11 protein-coding genes are annotated in these 18,953 nt (G+C 37.9%); 6 read left to right on the top strand and 5 right to left on the bottom strand.

Annotated elements, in window-relative coordinates; genetic code table 11:
* Window positions 1-218 precede the first annotated feature (218 nt).
* The 4 genes from PL8927_RS08555 (at window position 219) to PL8927_RS08540 (ending at window position 5,240) form a co-directional block, all read left to right on the top strand.
* Window positions 219-920 (top strand): uracil-DNA glycosylase, encoded by a 702-nt coding sequence (locus PL8927_RS08555; protein ID WP_083619737.1) that lies wholly within the window; start codon window positions 219-221, stop codon window positions 918-920.
* 161 nt (window positions 921-1,081) lie between these two features.
* The gene (locus PL8927_RS08550; RefSeq protein WP_083619734.1) at window positions 1,082-2,266 is read left to right on the top strand and encodes an ABC transporter permease; all 1,185 of its coding nucleotides are present in this window, start codon (window positions 1,082-1,084) and stop codon (window positions 2,264-2,266) included.
* A 42-nt stretch (window positions 2,267-2,308) separates the two neighbouring features.
* Window positions 2,309-4,297: a TolC family protein gene (locus PL8927_RS08545; protein WP_083619731.1), complete on the top strand. Its 1,989-nt coding sequence runs from the start codon at window positions 2,309-2,311 to the stop codon at window positions 4,295-4,297.
* The gene (locus tag PL8927_RS08540; RefSeq protein ID WP_083619728.1) at window positions 4,290-5,240 is read left to right on the top strand and encodes an RluA family pseudouridine synthase; all 951 of its coding nucleotides are present in this window, start codon (window positions 4,290-4,292) and stop codon (window positions 5,238-5,240) included. Before PL8927_RS08545 ends, PL8927_RS08540 begins: the two co-directional genes overlap by 8 nt.
* Window positions 5,241-5,251: 11 nt before the next feature.
* Here the strand turns inward: PL8927_RS08540 and PL8927_RS08535 are convergent, their stop codons facing one another.
* The 5 genes from PL8927_RS08535 to PL8927_RS08490 form a co-directional block, all read right to left on the bottom strand.
* Window positions 5,252-6,343 (bottom strand): hybrid sensor histidine kinase/response regulator, encoded by a 1,092-nt coding sequence (locus PL8927_RS08535; protein WP_083619725.1) that lies wholly within the window; start codon window positions 6,341-6,343, stop codon window positions 5,252-5,254.
* A 225-nt stretch (window positions 6,344-6,568) separates the two neighbouring features.
* Window positions 6,569-12,865 carry a PAS domain S-box protein gene (locus PL8927_RS27985; protein WP_231505957.1) on the bottom strand — a complete coding sequence of 2,099 codons (6,297 nt, stop codon included), beginning with the start codon at window positions 12,863-12,865 and terminating at the stop codon, window positions 6,569-6,571.
* A complete protein-coding gene (locus tag PL8927_RS08500; protein ID WP_083619719.1) occupies window positions 12,865-13,965 on the bottom strand; it encodes a hybrid sensor histidine kinase/response regulator in 1,101 nt (366 codons plus the stop codon). The genes PL8927_RS27985 and PL8927_RS08500 overlap by 1 nt, the downstream gene beginning before the upstream one ends.
* Window positions 13,966-13,999: 34 nt before the next feature.
* Window positions 14,000-15,766, bottom strand: a complete 1,767-nt coding sequence (locus tag PL8927_RS08495) for an EAL domain-containing response regulator (RefSeq protein ID WP_083619716.1) — start codon at window positions 15,764-15,766, stop codon at window positions 14,000-14,002.
* Window positions 15,767-15,804: 38 nt separating this feature from the next.
* A complete protein-coding gene (locus PL8927_RS08490; protein ID WP_083619713.1) occupies window positions 15,805-16,158 on the bottom strand; it encodes a sensor histidine kinase in 354 nt (117 codons plus the stop codon).
* Between the two features lie 46 nt (window positions 16,159-16,204).
* Between PL8927_RS08490 and PL8927_RS08485 the strand changes: the two genes are divergently transcribed.
* A complete protein-coding gene (locus tag PL8927_RS08485) occupies window positions 16,205-18,478 on the top strand; it encodes an ATP-binding protein (protein WP_083619710.1) in 2,274 nt (757 codons plus the stop codon).
* A 37-nt stretch (window positions 18,479-18,515) separates the two neighbouring features.
* Window positions 18,516-18,950 (top strand): response regulator, encoded by a 435-nt coding sequence (locus tag PL8927_RS08480; RefSeq protein ID WP_083619707.1) that lies wholly within the window; start codon window positions 18,516-18,518, stop codon window positions 18,948-18,950.
* Window positions 18,951-18,953 lie beyond the last annotated feature (3 nt).

The following is an 18,953-nucleotide window of genomic DNA, read 5'->3' as shown; positions in this document are numbered from 1 at the left end:
GCCCAGATTAGATCCCCCTAAATCCCCCTTAAAAAGGGGGACTTTGATCTCCTGTTCCCCCCTTTTCAAGGGGGTTAGGGGGGATCTAGGACGCTTAAAAAAATCAACGAACTTTTGGTTTTTCGGCTTACTTTTAGCCTTAAAGTTGACGGACTTTGGGTAACCCCGCCCCTACGACTGTTGACCGAAACCGAAACCGAACACCCTACACACTTCCTATGTCCAATCACGAACAATTAAGTTTATTCGATTTCAACAATTCTGAACCTTCTCCTCCCTCATCCCAGGTAAATCGGGATTTAATTCCGACGGATGCTAAAGTTCCAATTCCTGTGGGAACTTATCAAACTTTAGAAGAAATTTCTAACCATTGTAATCATTGTTTTCGTTGTGAATTAGGACAAAATCGCACCCATGCTGTTATTGGTCGAGGTCATATTCAAGCGCCAATTATGATTGTAGGGGAAGCACCCGGTCAAAATGAAGATGAACAGGGTTTACCGTTTGTGGGAAGATCGGGACAACTATTAGAAAAAATTTTAGAATCCGTTGGTTTGAGTACAGATCAAGAGGTTTATATTTCTAATGCAATTCGCTGTCGTCCTCCGAATAATCGCACCCCAACCCCTCAAGAAATGGAAGCTTGTAAACCCTATTTATTAGAACAAATTCGTTTAGTTAATCCCCAAATTATTTTATTAACAGGAGCTACTGCTGTTAAATCTATTTTAGGGGATAAACGGGGAATTACTAAAATTAGGGGTGAATGGATGGAATGGGAAGGACGATTATGTATGCCGATTTTTCATCCCGCTTATTTATTAAGAAATCCTTCTAAGGAAACCGGATCACCAAAATGGTTAATGTGGCAAGATATTCAAGCAGTTCGTGATAAATTGAATGAATTGATCTCCAATTAAAACTTTTTATTTCTTGTTCCTAGCATCTTGCTGGGAATACCGACTAGCAGGCTCCGCCTGCATTTTGAGGAGGCAGAGCCTGCTTAATATCATTTCTAGGTCGAACCTAGAAACGAGAGTTACGGCTTACTGTTCCCTGTTCCCTTTTAATGAATAGCATTATGGGTCTTTCTATTTTAAGCTTAATTAAATTAAGTGGTAGTTCCTTATTAGGTAATCCCGTCCGTTCTTTTCTATCGGGAATTGGGGTATTTATGGGGGTAGCTGCGGTGAGTGCAACGTTACAAGTGGGAACAATTAGCCGTGCGGTTATTGAGCAACAATTGGCTGAACGGGACGCGCCACAAATCTTTACTTATTCAGGCTGGAACTCTATTACAAAAGAATCAGTACAATTCAGTTTAGAAGATATTACCCTCTTTCAAAAACAGCTACATGGATTAAAATCTATTAGTGGCATGAATTGGATGGAATCTCCAGAGGTTGTTTTTCAGAATCAGCAAGCTAATCCTACCGCCAGAGCGATGACTGTCGATTTTTTAAACACATCAGGACGTAAATTAGTTGCGGGACGTGCTTTTACATCCAGTGATTTTGAAAATTATAAACCTGTAATTATTATTGATCAATTTTTAGTAGATAAACTATTCAAAAATGTCAATCCTTTAGAACAAAGTATTTATCTGAATTTTAGACCTTATATTGTGATTGGGATTATTGCGAGTAAATACCGTGAGGAGGAAGAACCAAAAGGTGTTGTTTATCTTCCCATGGCTATTTATAGTGCAGTGACAGGAGAACAAGAGATGATGATGTTGTTATTACGTCCCGATAGGATTGAAGATTTAGAGACTATAGCTGAAGAGTTTAAAAAACAATTAGAACAACGATTTCCGGGGTATGAATTTTACATTGGGAATACAGTTGAGGAAATTGTACAACAACAAAAAACAATGGATTCTGTTTCTAAAGCGTTATTAGTTGTGGGTGCGATCGCTTTAATTGTCGGCGGAGTTGGTATTGCTAATATTACGATCGCATCGGTAATTGAACGTACCCCAGAAATTGGGTTACGGAGGGCGGTCGGTGCGACCCAATTAGATATTATGTTGCAATTTATTTTAGAAGCCGCTATTTTAAGTTTAATTGGGGGAACAATTGCGATTATTACCGTTCATGGGGCGACGGTTGTGGTAGCTCAACAATTTAAGTTACCTTATAAATTTGAACGTCAAACAGCGATAATTGCTCTGAGTTCAGCTATATTAGTAGGAGTAGGAGCCGGATTTTTCCCCGCTTTACGCGCCAGTCAACTTGACCCAGTGAAAGCTTTAAGAGGAGAATAGGGAAAAATCAAAAATTGAGACAAAAAAGAGGAATAGACAGCTATGGAGGAACAGCAAAACTTAGAGTTAGAATCATCACTCAACTCCGAACATTCCCCGGAACCGGAACCTTTAAGGTTTTTACCTTTGGGTATGATTTTAACTTTAATATCGGGTTTAGGAGGAATTCTAATTATAGCACTTCCCTCTCAACCCATCAACAATCAATCCGCTTCACCTAGATCAAACCTAGAGTTATTTTCTCCCCTGATTTCCCCCACTAAAAATACACAAACTATTTCTCCAGTTTCTCAACCTTCTCCGGTAATTTCAACTCCGTTTATTCGGGGAAATTTAATGGCTACATCTGAACTAAAAACCAATAATTATGTTAAGATATTAGAGGAGAATAGCCGTGATCATTCGGCAGGAATTCAACCTAATTTTTTAGAGGGAAATATAGATTTAATCCCCCATGCTGAACAACTAAATATAGATGATTATTCTTCGGAAGATGGGCGGGAAGACCCCGCCCCTACGGGAATTATTGAGAATAATGTTAATACTCTGAATTTAACGGCTAATCGTCCCCAATATCAGATGATTACACAACAATCTACTGATGTTCAACCTTCTCCCTCAGTTCCCGATGTTTCTGAACCGGATGGGGTTGAATTGACGTTGCGGGATGTGATTATTTTAGCGTTAGAAAATAACCGCACGATTAAAAATCAACATTTAGAACGAATTGTACAACGTCAGGATTTAATCGTAGCTGAAGATAAATTTAATCCTGATTTTACACCCAGTTTATCAATAGGATGGGACAATATTAGTCAGGGAACTTCTACGGTGATTACCAGTGGCTTAGTATTAGGGGCGAAAGTCGTAATAAAAATTCCAACGGGAGGAGAGTTCAATTTCGGTTGGGTCGGACGAGGACAACGGGAAAATAATCAAGGTTCAGGACTTTCGGATCGAGATATTTTAAGACAAAATTTAGAATTAGTTTTTACACAACCTTTATTAAAGGGATCAGGTGCAGAAGTTAATCGGGCTTCTATTGAAGTTGCTCGAATTACAGAAACAATTAATTTATTAGATTTAAAATCTATTTTAATCAATAAAATTACTGAAATAATTTTAGCCTATCGCAATTTATTACAAGCGCAAGAGCAGGTTAAAATTGCTCTGGAATCTTTAGAAATTGCTCAACAAGAAGTAGAAAATACAAAAGTTTGGATAGAAGCCGGACGGAGAGCTAGAGCCGAGTTAATTACTCCACAGACTCAGGTAACAAGGCAAGAAATATCTTTATTAACTGCTGAAAATAATTTGAAACAACAGCGACTCAATTTATTAGAATTATTAGATATTGATGAAGATGTTAATATTATCGTCTCTGAAAATTTGGAAATTAAGCCCCAAACCTTTGACTGGAATCAGTTCAGACAGTTAGGTCTTGATAACCAACCCAGTTATTTGCAAGCAAAGTTGAATTTGGAAAGGGTAAAAACGAACTTAATTATTGCCGAAAATAATCGCCGTTGGAATATTAATTTGGAAACTCGGGTAATACATCAACCTGCACCCGATATTATCGACAATCAAACGGATTTAAGAGCAGGATTAACCTTCAGTAAAACCCTGGGTGATCGCAATTTAGAGCGAGAGTTTCAACGCAGCCGCGTTGATGTTTTACAAGCTGAGAATAATTTAACGGAAGCTGTGCAAAAAATTGAAATTGATCTGAGTAAGAGTTTAGAAGATATTCAAGCAAACTTGAAAAAAGTTGAGCTATCTCGACGGGAAACACAGTTAGCTGAACAACAGCTTCGCAACGAAGCCGATAAAGTTAAGTTAGGTGTAGAGAATTCTTCCCTCGTGAATTTAGTTGATTTTCAATCTCAGTTAAATCAAGCCAAAAATAACGAATTAAATGCTATAATAGAGTATTTTAATGCTTTAACCAATTTAGAACAAAGCCTGGGTATAACCTTAGACAACTTGGATATTACCCTAGAACAACAACCCTTGCAAAATGATGAATGATTCCACGTTAATTGAGTTAACAGTAGATCCCGAAAATTTACCCCCAGATAAACAAAATCGACGCTTAGATCTGTGGTTATCTCAACAGATTCCTGATTTATCTCGCTCTCGAATTCAAACCTTAATTAGTCAGGGATGGGTAAAAGTCAATCAACAGGTTTGTACGGCGAAAAAAGTGTCTGTACACGGGGGCGATCGCTTAGAAATTATTCTCCCTCCACCCCAACCTTTAGAACTAGAAGCGGTAGATATTCCCCTGGATATTTTATATGAAGATGATTGTCTTTTAATCCTGAATAAACCTGCGGGTTTAGTGGTTCATCCCGCACCCGGACATCAAAATGATACCTTAGTAAATGCGCTATTAGCCCATTGTGATCACTTAGCAGGAATTGGCGGGGTACAACGCCCTGGAATTGTGCATCGTTTAGATAAGGATACCACAGGGGCAATTGTAGTTGCTAAAACAGATTTTGCTTTGCAAAGTTTACAAGCACAAATTAAATCTAAAACCGCCCATCGTCAATATTTAGGGGTGGTTTATGGGGTTCCTAAAACCCAATCAGGAACAATTAATCAACCCATCGGTCGTCATCCGATTGATCGCAAAAAAATGGCAATTATTCCGATAGAAAAAGGCGGACGGGAAGCGATTACTTATTGGCAAATTCAAGAACGGATCGGGAACTATACGTTAATGTTATTTACCCTAGAAACCGGACGCACTCACCAAATTCGCGTGCATAGTTCGTTTATGGGAAATCCAATTGTGGGTGATCCTGAATATAGTCGGGGAAAAGCGATTGGTGTCAATTTACCCGGACAGGCGCTTCATGCTTGGAAATTAACATTAAAACACCCTATTTCGGGAGAACAAATTGAAGCGATCGCCCCTATTCCCGATACTTTAAAAACACTTTTAGAGGTTTTACGTCGTCGTTAAAAAAATCCAGTCTACAAAGGCAATATCACCGTAAATATTGTTCCCTTTCCGACTTCACTCTGGACTGTAATTTTACCTTGGTGTAAATCAACAGCTTGTTTCACAATCGATAATCCTAACCCTGTCCCTTTAATATTTCCCACGTTAGAAGCCCGTTCAAATTGTTGAAATAGTTTATCTTGATAATCCCTGGGTAAACCAATTCCTTCATCTGCTACTTCAAACCCAACTAATTGCTCCTCTTGGTAAATTTTTAAGCTAACTGTACCCCCATCAGGAGAATATTTTATGGCATTGGATAACAAATTTATCAAAATATGGCGTAGTAAATGTTGATCTAAATTTCCCTGAATAACTTCTTGAGAACTCATAAATACTAGCCGATGCGTCGAATTAGCAATGGGTTTGACTTCCTCTATAATGGATTGACAAAATGTGACAACACAAGTAGGTTCAGGACTAAAGGTGAGTTTTCCAGATTCAGCCCGACTTAAGACTAACAACTCTTCTAAAAGGTTGTTCATATTTTGTACCGAGGTTTGAATCCGATCAAAATGTTTTTGCTTCTTATCTTCTGTCCATTTTTGACTATAATCTTTCAACATTCCGGCGGACATTTGAATAGCGGTTAAGGGCGTTTTTAAATCATGGGAAGCAATCGATAAAAACCGCGATTTTTCATCAGTAACCGCTTGTGCTGCTTTCAAAGACTTCTGCATTTGTAATGTGGCTTGATGTTTTTTTAAGGCGATTTTAATAGCGGCATGAACTTCTCGCTCCTTAAAGGGTTTAAGAATATATCCATAGGATTCAGTTTCTTCGGCTCGTTCTAGGGTTTCATCATCAGCATAGGCGGTGACATAAATGATCGGAATATTAAACTTTTCTTGAATCAGTTTTGCGGTTTCAATTCCATCTAAATCTCCCTTAATCACAATATCCATTAAGATTAAATCCGGTTGAGTTTCTTCAACTTTTTGTAAAGCGGCTTCACTAGAAGATGCAATTCCAACGACAAGATACTCCAGTTTTTCTAACTTTCTAGCTAATCCTTTGGCAATTAGCAATTCATCTTCTACAATTAAAATCTTAATTTCTCCCATTTTTCCCTCATTTTCCTATTTAAAAGGTCAAAAAGTTACCTGGATTTTTTACGGCTGTACAAGGGTAAATTCTAACAACTATATTAACATCTGATCGTTGACTGTTGACTGTTAACAGGTGTCGGGTTTCAGGTGTCGGGTTTCAGGTGTTAATTATTTTCTTCTCTCCCCCTGCTTCCCCTGTTTCCCCGACTTCCCCGACTTCCCCGACTTCCCCGACTGCTCTTACAACCGATGTCGATATTGGAGTTCGGAAAAGCTAACAGTAAATACAGTTCCATTTTCTCGGTCTAGGGTGATAGTTCCTTCGAGTTGGTCAGTGAGAGTGCAAACTAATTCCATTCCCAAAGATTCAACATTTCTAAAGTCTACTCCTTCGGGAAAACCGATGCCATTATCTCGAACCGTAACAATAATTTTATCTTCCTGATTTTGGTGTAGTCCCAGATAAATAATACCTGAGCGGTTATTAGGAAAAGCGTGTTTTAAGGTATTAGATACTAATTCATTGACAATTAAACCGCAGGGTTGAGCCGTTTCAATATTTAAACCAACGGGTTCAATATCCAACTCAAACTGAACTCGACCATCTTGAATATTATAAGATTCAAATAAATTCTCAATTAAATCTTCTAAATAATCTCCAAAATTAATTTTTTCCAAATTCGTTGAACGATAGAGTTTTTCATGAATTAAAGCCATCGAATAGATCCGATTTCGACTATCTTCTAAAACCTTAATTAATCCGGGTTCTTGAACATAGTCAGACTGAAACTCCAAAAGATTAGAGACGACGAGCAAGTTATTTTTAACCCGGTGGTGAATCTCTTTGAGTAAAACTTCTTTTTCTCGTAAAGATGTTACTAGAGTATCTTCTGCTTTTTTGCGTTCAGTAATATCTCGATACATCCATAAATGCCCTTGAGAAGCGCCTTGAATCATAATCGGAACATAATCTCGTTCTACAGTCCGTCCATCAACTAAAGAGAGTTCTTCATTAGCAACTACTCGCTTTCTTCGCATAACCTCTTGATTGCGGATAATAAATTGTGTGGGATCACTAAAGAGATTTTGATATTCAAAGGAAAATGTGGGGCCATCCAAGCCGATCAGTTGATCCGGGGATTCTTTAATATTAAATAAATCACAAAAAGCTTGATTAATTAAGACAATTTTGTAAAATTCATCTTTGACTAAAACGCCTAACTGTAAATTTTCAATTAATGTACTTAATCGAGATGTGGTAGCCCACAATTGTTCTTCAATTCCTTTGCGTTCAGTAATATCAATTCCGATAAAAATTGCCGCTTGATCTTGATTATATTTTTGAGCTACTAATAAATAATAGCGAGTGGTATCTTCAATTTGGGTTTCTAGGGTAACTTCACTGGTATTGAGATAGGGTTCACGCATAAATTTTTCCATAAATTCGGCAAATTCATGACTCCCCTGAAGAAATCCAATTTCTTGACCCACAAAGTCTTCCGGTTGTAGATGATAAGTATTAGCCAAATGTCGGTTCACACCTAAATAATGTAAATCGTTACTAATCCAAGATACAAATCCGGGAACAGCATCTAATACTGCTTGTAATTGTTCATAGGTAGTTTTGAGGCGTTCTTCTGCTTGTTTGCGATCGCTAATATCAATCCAATATCCCACAATTTCTAAAGGATTTCCTTCGGAATCTCGAATTAATTTAGCTTGATCATACATCCAATGATAAGTACCATCTTGATGTTGAAACCGATATTCATAACTACAATATCCTTGCTCAAATAATGGAGATAATGTCTGATTTGTAATTTTCCCGCTATCCTCTGGATGAATATGACTTGACCAAAATTCAGGTTGAGTAAAGTCTGAAACATCATAACCTAAAAGGGTCTTAATATTATCACTAATAAATGTGGCTTGATAGTCGCCGATCGGTTTCGCACTATAAATAATTCCGGGACTAGAAGAGAGTAAATATCTTAATCGTTCTTGACTCACTAATAAAGCGTGTTGAGCTAGAGATCTTTCTTTTAATTCTGTTTGTAATTGTTCATATAATTCCGATTGTTGGATCGCAATGGCGAGTTGACTGGTAATTTGTTCCAGTAGGGCAATTTCCCATTCTTCCCATTGTCGAGGTTGACTGCATTGATGGACAATTAATAAACCCCATAATGTTTCATTTTCAATAATAGGAACTGCGACTTTAGCTTGCACTCGAAATTGAGTTAAAAATTCAACTAAACAAGGTAAAATCTGCTCTTCGTTAATATTAGTAATTGAAGCAATTTTACCTTGAATATAAAGGTGATGACATTCTGAAGGAAAGATTTCTTCAGCAAAAGTTTTTTCTAAAAGAGAACACCACTCAGGATTAACGGCTTCAGAAATAACACTCCCAGTGTGATCGGAGTAAATTCGATAAACTAAGACCCGATCAGCTTTCAAAAATTGTTTAACTTCTGTGACCATTGTTGATAAAATTGATTTGAGATCCAAAGATTCTCGAATTCGTTGGGTAATGGTGGCAATTAATCGTTCTCGAATAACTTGCTGACCTAAACGTTCCTCAGCTAATTTACTTTCGGTAATATCATTCTGAATTCCCAAATAATGGGTGAGGTTTCCCGCATCATCATAAATCGGAGAAATATTTAATTCATTCCAAAATAAAGATCCATCTTTACGGTAGTTTTTTAAGATTACATTACAGTTTGTTTTCTGTTTTAATGCCGCTTTAATTTGCTGTAACTCCGATTGTTTATGATCTTCTCCTTGAAGAAAACGGCTATTTCTACCAATAGCTTCTTGAGCAGAATATCCGGTAACTTTTTCAAAAGCTGGGTTGACAAAAACAATGGGATTATCCGGCTGTCGAGCATCAGCAATCACAATCCCATTACTACTATAGGCGATCGCTCGTTCACTAAGACGTAATAGTTCTTCTACCTTTTTACGTTCTGTAATATCCGTGGCGGCGCCTAAAATTTGTTTCGCTTTACCCTCAGAAGTCCGAGCAAAAATCGTATCTCGACTGACTAACCAATGCCAATTTCCCTGAATATCTTTCATGCGGTATTCAAACTCTAAAATCTCATCCTCATTGGCGGTTGTAAATTTCTGGTAATGTTTTTCCAATCTGATATAATCGTCTGGATGAATTAGATCCGGGAGTAAATTTGAACCCTTTTCTAAAATTTGTTCTCGCGTATATCCTAAAACTTTACTAATTTCTTGATTCACATAAATATTGCAATTGTCAATTAAATCATAAATATATAAAATATTAGGACTAGCATCGGTAATTCGTTGAATAAACCGTTGACTTTCTTGTAACTTCAATTCAGCTTTTTTGCGATCCGTAATCTCTAATGCTGCTCCTGTAATTCCAATAATGTTTCCTTCTAAATCTAATAAAGGATCAATCGTTAAATCATAGCATTGAATATCTTGCTGTATATTGGTAATCACTTCTGCTCGCAACCCTATTCTTGTATTCAAAACCTGTTGTTTCAGTTGGGTGAGTTTAATGGCATTTTCCAGGGGAAAGATATCAATATCCAATCGACCCACGACCGCTTCAGGTTCATATCCTCCCGCCGGATTATAAATCCAAGTGTAGCGTAACTCTAAATCTTGATTAAACACAACAATAGGCGAATTTTTGAGCGTAATTTTGAATCGTTCTTCACTAAACCGTAGAGCTTCTTCCGTTTGTTTCCGAGCAGTAATATCGCGGGAAACAGCTACAATTTCTTGAATATTCCCCGTTGCATCTCGTACCATTTTTTGAGTCGTTTCAAACCATACATATTGTTGATCTTTTCGCAGAATTCGATAAACAATAGTATTAATATTGGCTGTTGTCATTGAGTTTTGATGGAGACGATTAATTTTAGCTAAATCTTCAGGATGGAACAATTCATAGGCTGAACGTCCCACTAACTCCTCTGGTTCATAACCTAACAATGAACGGGAGGCTGGCGAAGCATAAAGATAGACCCCTAAAGGGGTATGTCGGCTAATTAAATCCGTAGAATGATCCGCCATTAAACGATAAAGCTGTTCACTCTGACGGATCACTTCTTCGGCTTGTTTTCGTTCAATTGCTGTTGCTAAAATATTCGCCACACTTTGCAAATAATTGATATCATCTTCACTAAATAGTTGGATTTGTTTTCCATAAATTTCTATCTGTCCTAAATGATAATAATTTTGTCCAAAAATCGGAATACAAATTCCTTGATTTAAAAAATTATAGTTGCCATAATCAAGCTCCCTTTGCTCTAAATTCCGCTCAAATTTGCAGCTATCAGAAGAGAAGTTAGATTTTAAATTATCCTGAGTGTGGGAGACTTGATTTCTAACTAAAGGTTTTAAAACCAGGGGTTCATGACTCAAAAGGGTATAATTTTGAGAGGGTTCATCCCAAACAGTTAAGGTGAGAAACCCCCCCTCTGAATTATATTCTAAAATCTTGCAATATTCAACGTTTAAATCTTGGGATATCTGCACCACAATTTCATTAACTAGGGCGATTAAATTCGTTTCTGATAGAGCTTTTTGACCTAATTCAGCAACAATTGCTTGTTGATCAGCTTTATCTTCCAATTGAGATTCAATTTCCTGTAACTCTACAACTTGGCGGTGCAGTTTTTCATTCATAAAACTCAATTCTGTTGTCCGGTCAGCGACTCTAACTTCTAACTCTTCATTGAGGGTTTTTAACTCGGCTTCGGCTTGTTTTTGAGCACTAATATCCGTAATTGTTCCCACATAACCAATGATTTCACCTTGATCATTTAATTCCCCAACGGCTTGACCAAAAACCCAGGTAATTTGACCATCTTGGCGCTGAAACCGATATTCAGAACCAAACTGAATTTCTTGTAGAGATGCGCCCTGCTGTGTCTCTACAGGGGGTATCTGTAATCGATGCCATGCTTCCGCTACACTTTGTTGATCTTCAGGATGAATTGCCTGCGCCCAACCCTTTCCTAATGCCTCTTCTGGTGTTAGTCCCGCAATTTCACACCAACGTTGATTGACATATAAACAATTCCCTTCAATATCGCAGTGAAAAATCCCCACAGGAGAAACTTCTGCTAAGGTGGCATAACGTTTTTCACTTTTTCGTAATGCGGCTTCTGTTTGTTTACTTTCGGTTATATCCCTCGCCACTGCATAATATTGAGTTTCATCAAAGGGCATTGCTGTCCACGATAACCAACGATAGGAACCATTTTTAGATTGATAGCGATTTTCAAAATTGTAGCAAGGAATTCCTAACGATAAATTTTCTAATTCCAATACGGTAGAATCCAAATCATCGGGATGAATTAAGGTTAAAAAAGATTGCTCTAAAAGTTCATCTTCTGTATAGCCTAATAGACTGATCATCTGAGGATTTACTCGTTTAAAATATCCTTGGGTAGTGGCAATACAAAAGATATCTAAGGAGAGATTAAAAAAGCGGTTTAATTCATCTTCAGCTTGTTGCCGTTCTACACCAGAAGCAATAATATTCGCACTCGCTTGTAAAAAATTAATTTCATCGGGGCTAAAGGTTCGTTCATCTTCAGAATGAATTCCTAACACCCCAAAAGGCTTGTCTTTTCCGGCAATTAAAACGGTAACGCCACTAACAATATTATGATTATAAAAAAAGGCACACCCACTACTAAAGCGGGTTTCGACTCGTAAATCCTCAACAATGACAGGTTCTTTGAGCAACAATGTATAGCCCGGTTGGGATTTGCGGCCATTGCCAACGGTGACTTGTCTGACTGAACCCGAACGCCAACCTAATCCCGCCGTTAACAAAAATGTGCTTTCGTTGGGAAGTAATTCCCAAATTTGAACATATTTGATCCCTAATGTCTGTCCAACTAGGGTCACAACCTGTTGTAAGAGGGCATCTAAGTTAGTTTGGGAAAGGGCATATTGACCTAATTCTGCAATCACCTGTTGTTGTCGGGCGCGACGCTTGAGTTCCTGTTGGGCGGTTTGACGGAGGGTGACATCCTGTATTAGAGATAAAAGAGATATAACTTGCCCATTTGTGTCGGTTAAAACTGAGTTATACCATTCACAATACACCAAAGAACCCTGTTTCGTGTAGTTGCGATTGCAACAAGTATTCCGACTTTCCTGGCCATTAAGCAACCGCGAGGCGATCGCATTCACCTGTTCTAAATCCTCTGGATGTACAAACTCCCACTGATTCCAATGACGATTGAGCAGTTCTTCCGCCTTCCAACCAAAGATTTTTTCAGCTTGGGGCGACCATCGTTTCACCCGAAATTGCTCATCCCACTCAATCACAGCTAAAGGAGAATTTTCGACATGAAATGTTAACTGTTGGTGGGCTTTTTGTAACTTGGCTTCTGTGTGTTGTTGTTCTGTTGAGGAGTTAGGGAAGGTTTGGAGTTCCCGCAGACGTTGTTGTACCCGTTGTTCAATCATCTGCTCTTGTTGGTCAAGGAGGGATTGTTTCTCCGCTTCCGAATCCTGATCATTTTTCATCATAAATCGCCGAATAGAGGTAAATAAACGGTTACAATTGTTTGCTGCTCGGTGGGACTTTCTATGATCAATTGACCTTGATGAAGTTCTATTAATTTTTGGACAATGGCTAATCCTAATCCAGAACCCTGTTGTTCATAAAGTTTGCGTTCAAATTGCATATGGGCACCAATTTGAGCAATTTGTTGAGCCGTCATTGCTCGTCCAGCGTTTTTAACAGATAAAATAAATTGATTGTCTTTAACAAATCCGTTAATTTCAATCGGTTTTCCGATGGGGGAAAACTTGAGAGCATTATCAACTAATTCTTCAACCAGTTTTTCCAGTCTCATTTCTGCCATTGCTATAGCGACATCTTGCAGATGCAGGGATACATCAGTTTCCCGTTGTGCCTCTTGAATCTGAGCCATAACTTTTTCGGTAATGACGGTTTCGGAGGATGTGGTTTTCTGCTGACGTAAACTAGCAACCCGTTGGGGTTCGGCGGCAATTAGTTCTAATTCTGCATAGAGAAGAAAATTCATTGTCAACCGATATAAGCGTTGACCCGATAAGGAAATTTGCTCGACAATTTCACGAATTTCAGAGGTTTCCATAAAGTCTAATTCATGGAGAAGAAGTTCCGTTGATGCCAGAATTCCATTCAGAGGCGTTCTTAATTCATGGGGTAAAGAATGGGTAATATTACTGCGAAGTTCATCAAGTTGTTGTTGAGATACTTTTTGAACAACGGCTTGTTTTTCAAGTCGAGTTGCGATCGCTTTCAACAATTCATGGGGGGTAAATGGTTTGGTTAAATAATCATCTGCCCCCAGTTCCATCCCCTTTCGCAGGTCTAATTTATCGGCTTTAGCTGTTAGGAAAATAAACGGAATCATCATTGTTTCTGGGTCTTGCCGTAGGGCTTCTAATACCCCATACCCATCCAATTCTGGCATCATCACATCACATAAAATTAAGTCGGGATGGGATTTTTGGGCAATGGCTAAACCGATTTTTCCATTCTCGGCTGCTAGGGTTTCAAAATCTTCAATTTCTAGCAGTTCTAAAATATTCTCTCGAATGGATTCTTCATTCTCAATTACCAAAACTTTTGTCATTTTGACTCCCTTAATAATTTTTAATCAAACCCCTTTAAGAATGAGGTTGAGAAACCTTCAGTTGAGTTCCACTTTTAACGAAGGCTTTAAAATCCTCTAAACTGAGAGGACGACTAAAGAGATAACCCTGAATTTCATCACAGTTAAACTCATCCAGAATCTGTAATTCTTCTTGAGTTTCTACCCCTTCAGCAATCACTTTTAAATTCAAAAGATGGGCCATTGAAATCAAGGATTTTGTAATGGCTACATTGATTTTATTAGTATGGAGATTGCGAACAAAACATTGATCTATTTTTAGCACATCGAAAGGGAATTTTTGTAAATAGTTAAGAGAAGAATATCCAGTCCCAAAATCATCAATTGCTATTTTTAATCCTAGAGCTTTTAAAGCTTGTAACTGTTGGATGGATAATTCCGCATCTCGAATTAACAAACTTTCTGTTAATTCTAATTCTAAATAATCGGGTTCACAACCTGTACTGAGTAAAATTTGCACCAACTTTTGGCGCAGATTAGGAGTTCGGAATTGCCGACCGGATAAATTCACCGCTACGCGCAAACTTCCCAACCCTTGCGATCGCCATCCTTTACTATCTTGGCAGGCTTGATGTAAAACCCATTCCCCAATCGGTTCAATTAAACCATTTTCTTCCGCAATTGGAATAAATTTCATCGGGGAAATCATACCTTTTTGGGGATGTTTCCAGCGAATTAAAGCTTCAGCCCCGACAATATTTCCGGTTTTTAAACTGACTTGGGGTTGATAGTAAAGTTGAAATTCGTCTCGTTCTAAAGCATAGCGCAGAGCAACTTCTAAATCAATCCGTTCTGAGAGTTCATTGTCGGAAGCGGGGGTATAAAAACTATAATGATTTCCTCCTTGTTGTTTAACTTGATTCATCGCCTGTTTGGCCCCCCGCAGGAGTTGTTGAATATCCCGACCATCTTGCGGATAAAGGGCAATTCCAGCACTAACGGTGATCAAAACTTCCCGGTTTGTTAAAACAAAAGGGTCAGAAATTGCCTGTTGTAACCCTTCAATAACTGTTTTAATCGGTTGTTCTTCCAGAACAGGTTTTAATAAAACAGCAAATTGATCCCCATTAAGATGAGTAATAATATTCTCAGAATGTAAACTATTTCTTAACCGTTCGGCGACGGCTTTTAAGAGTAAATCTCCTCCTTCATAACCTAAAATATCGTTAATTCGACTAAACCGATCTACTCCTAAACATAAAATGGGAATCATGCCATTTTGCTGCCAATTTTTATCGGCAACAGACAGGGATAAAAACTGATGTAAAATTTCTTGAAAGTATTCTAACAAGGATAAACGGTTCGGTAAGTTGGTGGTACTATCTTGATAAATTAATTGATTAAGTTTAGATTCAGCTAATTTTAATTCATTACTATAACGAGCTTTTAAAGTAGCGTGTTTTTCCAAACGAATTACAATGGATTTGAGTAATTCTGTTGCTGTGCAGGGTTTGGTGATATAGTCATCCGCCCCATGCTGCATTCCCTTTCGCACGTCGCCTAAATCCGCTTTTGCTGTTAAAAAAATGAAAGGAATAGTCGCGGTGATCGAATTTTCTTGTAAAGCGGTAAGCACTCCATAACCATCAAGTTCTGGCATCATCACATCACACAAAATTAAATCGGGTTGATGTTGAAAAGCTAATTGAACACCGATTTTGCCATTTTCAGCATTGAACACTTCAAAGTCTTCAGCTTCGAGAAGTTCTACAATATTATCCCGAATTAAGTCTTCATCTTCAATCACAAGAATTTTAGACATGGTTGTTTCTCTCAAATCAATTTATTTTCCGAATCCGTTTAATATTTTTTGGAGTTTAGGGGGTGTTTTTGTAATTTGGTGATAATGGTATAATCCTTGATATCAGGAATTCGAGACAATTGAACGGTAAATTGAGTTTCTGAACCCAGTTTGCTGTGAATTGAAATGTTTTCCCAATGAGCCTCGACAAAGCCTTTAACCTGTGCTAAATCTAAGCCAGTGCCGGAAATATTTCCGATATTGGAACCTCGATAAAATCTATCAAAGACTTTTGCTTGCTCGGCTTCAGGAATTCCAATCCCTCGATCCTGGACTTGTAGAATGATTTGTTGGAAATCCTGCATAATCTCCAGTTTGATTATACCACTCTTCGGGGAATATTTAATCGCCATTTCAGGTGTATCTTAGTGATTATATCCATTCAAAACTCAGACAACCATGAGCTTGACCAACTTACCTGCTAACGAACCTTTAAGTTTAACCAATTGTGATCGAGAAGCGATTCATATTCCGGGTGCAATTCAATCTCACGGTGTTCTGTTTGTATTATCCAATCCTGACCTCAATATTCTTCAAGTTAGCGCTAATACAGAGGTTCATTTAGGTATATCTACAGAACAGTGTTTAGGACAACCCCTTTCCTGGCTTCTAACCCCCAAAGAACTATTAGCAATTCAAGCCTGTTTAGGGAAAATCTTTGAACAGGTCAATCCGGTTAAAATTCATTTGCAGGTAAACCAAGATATCAAATTTTTTCAGGGGATTATTCATCAATCTCCTCAAGATTATTTTATTTTAGAATTAGAACCCTCAAGTGCTTTAGAAACACCCGATTTTTTTAGGTTTTATGAACTTACCAAAGGGGCGTTGTTGAAAATGCAGAAAACAACAACCCTTCATCAAATGTGTACTGTTTTAGTCCAACAAATCCGAAAAATTACGGGGTTTGATCGAGTCATGGTCTATCGGTTTGAAACTGATGGCTCAGGAACAGTAATAGCAGAAGATAAACCAGAAGAATTAGAACCTTATTTCGGATTACATTATCCTGATTCTGATATTCCTCAACAAGCAAAAAAACTTTATGTCCTGAATGGATTACGATTAATTCCTGATATTAACTATCAACCTATTCCCCTTGTTTCTAGTCCGTCTAATCAGCCAGAAGATCCCCTGGACTTAAGCTTTAGTGTTCTCCGTAGTGTCTCCCCAATTCATATTGAATATTTACACAATATGGGCGTAGGTGCATCTCTGTCCATTTCTATTGTTAAAAACAATCAACTGTGGGGATTAATTGCTTGTCATCATTATAGCCCTAAATTTATATCCTATGATCTAAGAATAGTCTGTGAATTTTTAGGGCAAGCGATGTCTTTAGAATTACCCTGTAAAGAAGAAAATGAAAATTTAGACTATAAATTTTCTTTGAAATCCCTACAAACCCAATTTACTGATATTATTGCTCAGGCCGGAAGTGTTACCGACGCCTTACTTCAAAATCAAAACAATCTCCTGAAATTAGTCGGGGCGGAAGGCGCGGTAATTGTTCAAGGGGATGATTTAATGGGAATTGGAAAAATCCCTAACGATTCAGAACTAGAAGGACTAATTCTTTGGCTTTCTGAACAATTTGATCATCATTTTTTTGCGACGAATTCCTTATCAGAAGTTTACCCTCCGGCGGCTAGTTTTCAGGATGTTGCTAGTGGGCTATTAGCAATTTGTATTACCAAAATTCAACGAAACTTTGTGTTATGGTTTCGTCCTGAACAATTACAATATGTTAACTGGGCGGGAAATCCTGATAAACCCAAACAAATCGAAGCAGACGGCAGTTTTACGATTTTTCCGCGCAAATCTTTTGCACTGTGGCGAGAAACGGTTCTCGGAAAATCCTTACCTTGGCAACCCTTTGAAATTGAAGGCGCAATCGAACTCAGAAGCGCATTAGTCGGAATTATTTTGCGAAAAGCGGACGAACTAGCTGCAATTAATTTAGAATTACAACGCTCGAATAGTGAATTAGATTCCTTTGTTTATATTGCGTCCCATGATTTAAAAGAACCCTTGCGAGGAATTCATAATTATTCTACCTTTTTATTAGAAGATTATAGTCAAGTTCTTGATCAAGAGGGTATCTCTAAACTAGAAACCTTAGTACGATTAACGAAACGGATGGAGGATTTAATCAATTCTCTACTGCATTTTTCTCGTCTCGGACGACAAGAACTTAACCTCAATCCTCTGGATTTGAATGAATTAATTCCGGGAATTGTAGAAGTTTTTCGGATGAGTTATCGAGCCGAGCAAATCGATATTAAAATTCCCCGTTCTTTTCCTATGATTCGAGGGGATAAAAATTTAATTCAAGAAATTTTTACGAATTTAATCAGTAATGGATTAAAATATAATGACCATGCAACTAAGGGGATTGAAATTGGCTATTTAGATCCCGAACCTGTATTAGATCAGGAGGAAAAATTCTTTTTAACGTTTTATATTCGAGATAATGGTATTGGAATTCCTGAAAAACATTATGAGACAATTTTTAGAATTTTCAAGCGTCTCCATGCACCGGGAAAATATGGTGGCGGGACAGGAGCCGGATTAACGATTGTTAAAAAAATTATTGAGCGACATGGGGGAATTTTATGGCTTAACTCAATTGCAGGTGAAGGAACAACATTTTACTTTACCCTCCCTTATTAGTTAGGATTGAAAAAGATGAAAAGACCAAGGACATTGAATGGGTGAACCAAGAACTATATTAGTCGTTGAAGATAGTGATGAAGATTTTACGGCGTTAACACGGGTGATGCGACAGTTACGCTACGCTCATCCGATTTATCGAGCCATTGATGGAGATGATGCGTTAGCCTATCTCTATCATCAGGGTGTTTATGCTAACACAGAATTTACACCCACTCCTGATTTAATTCTTCTGGATCTTAACTTACCTGGAACCGATGGTCGGGAGGTGATTCAACAAGTCAAACAAGATACAATTCTAAGAAGTATCCCGATTATTGTGCTAACATCTTCTTCTAACCCTAAAGATGTACAAACCTCCTATCTCTATGGAGCTAACAGCTATCTGTTAAAACCGGTAGGAATAGATGCCTTTAAACAGACTATCCAGCATTTTATTCATTATTGGCTAGAAGTTTCTCTGCTGCTCTGAAAC

This window comes from Planktothrix serta PCC 8927, assembly GCF_900010725.2.
In the GTDB taxonomy this organism is placed as follows: domain Bacteria; phylum Cyanobacteriota; class Cyanobacteriia; order Cyanobacteriales; family Microcoleaceae; genus Planktothrix; species Planktothrix serta.
This window is presented reverse-complemented; position numbering and strand designations above follow the sequence as displayed.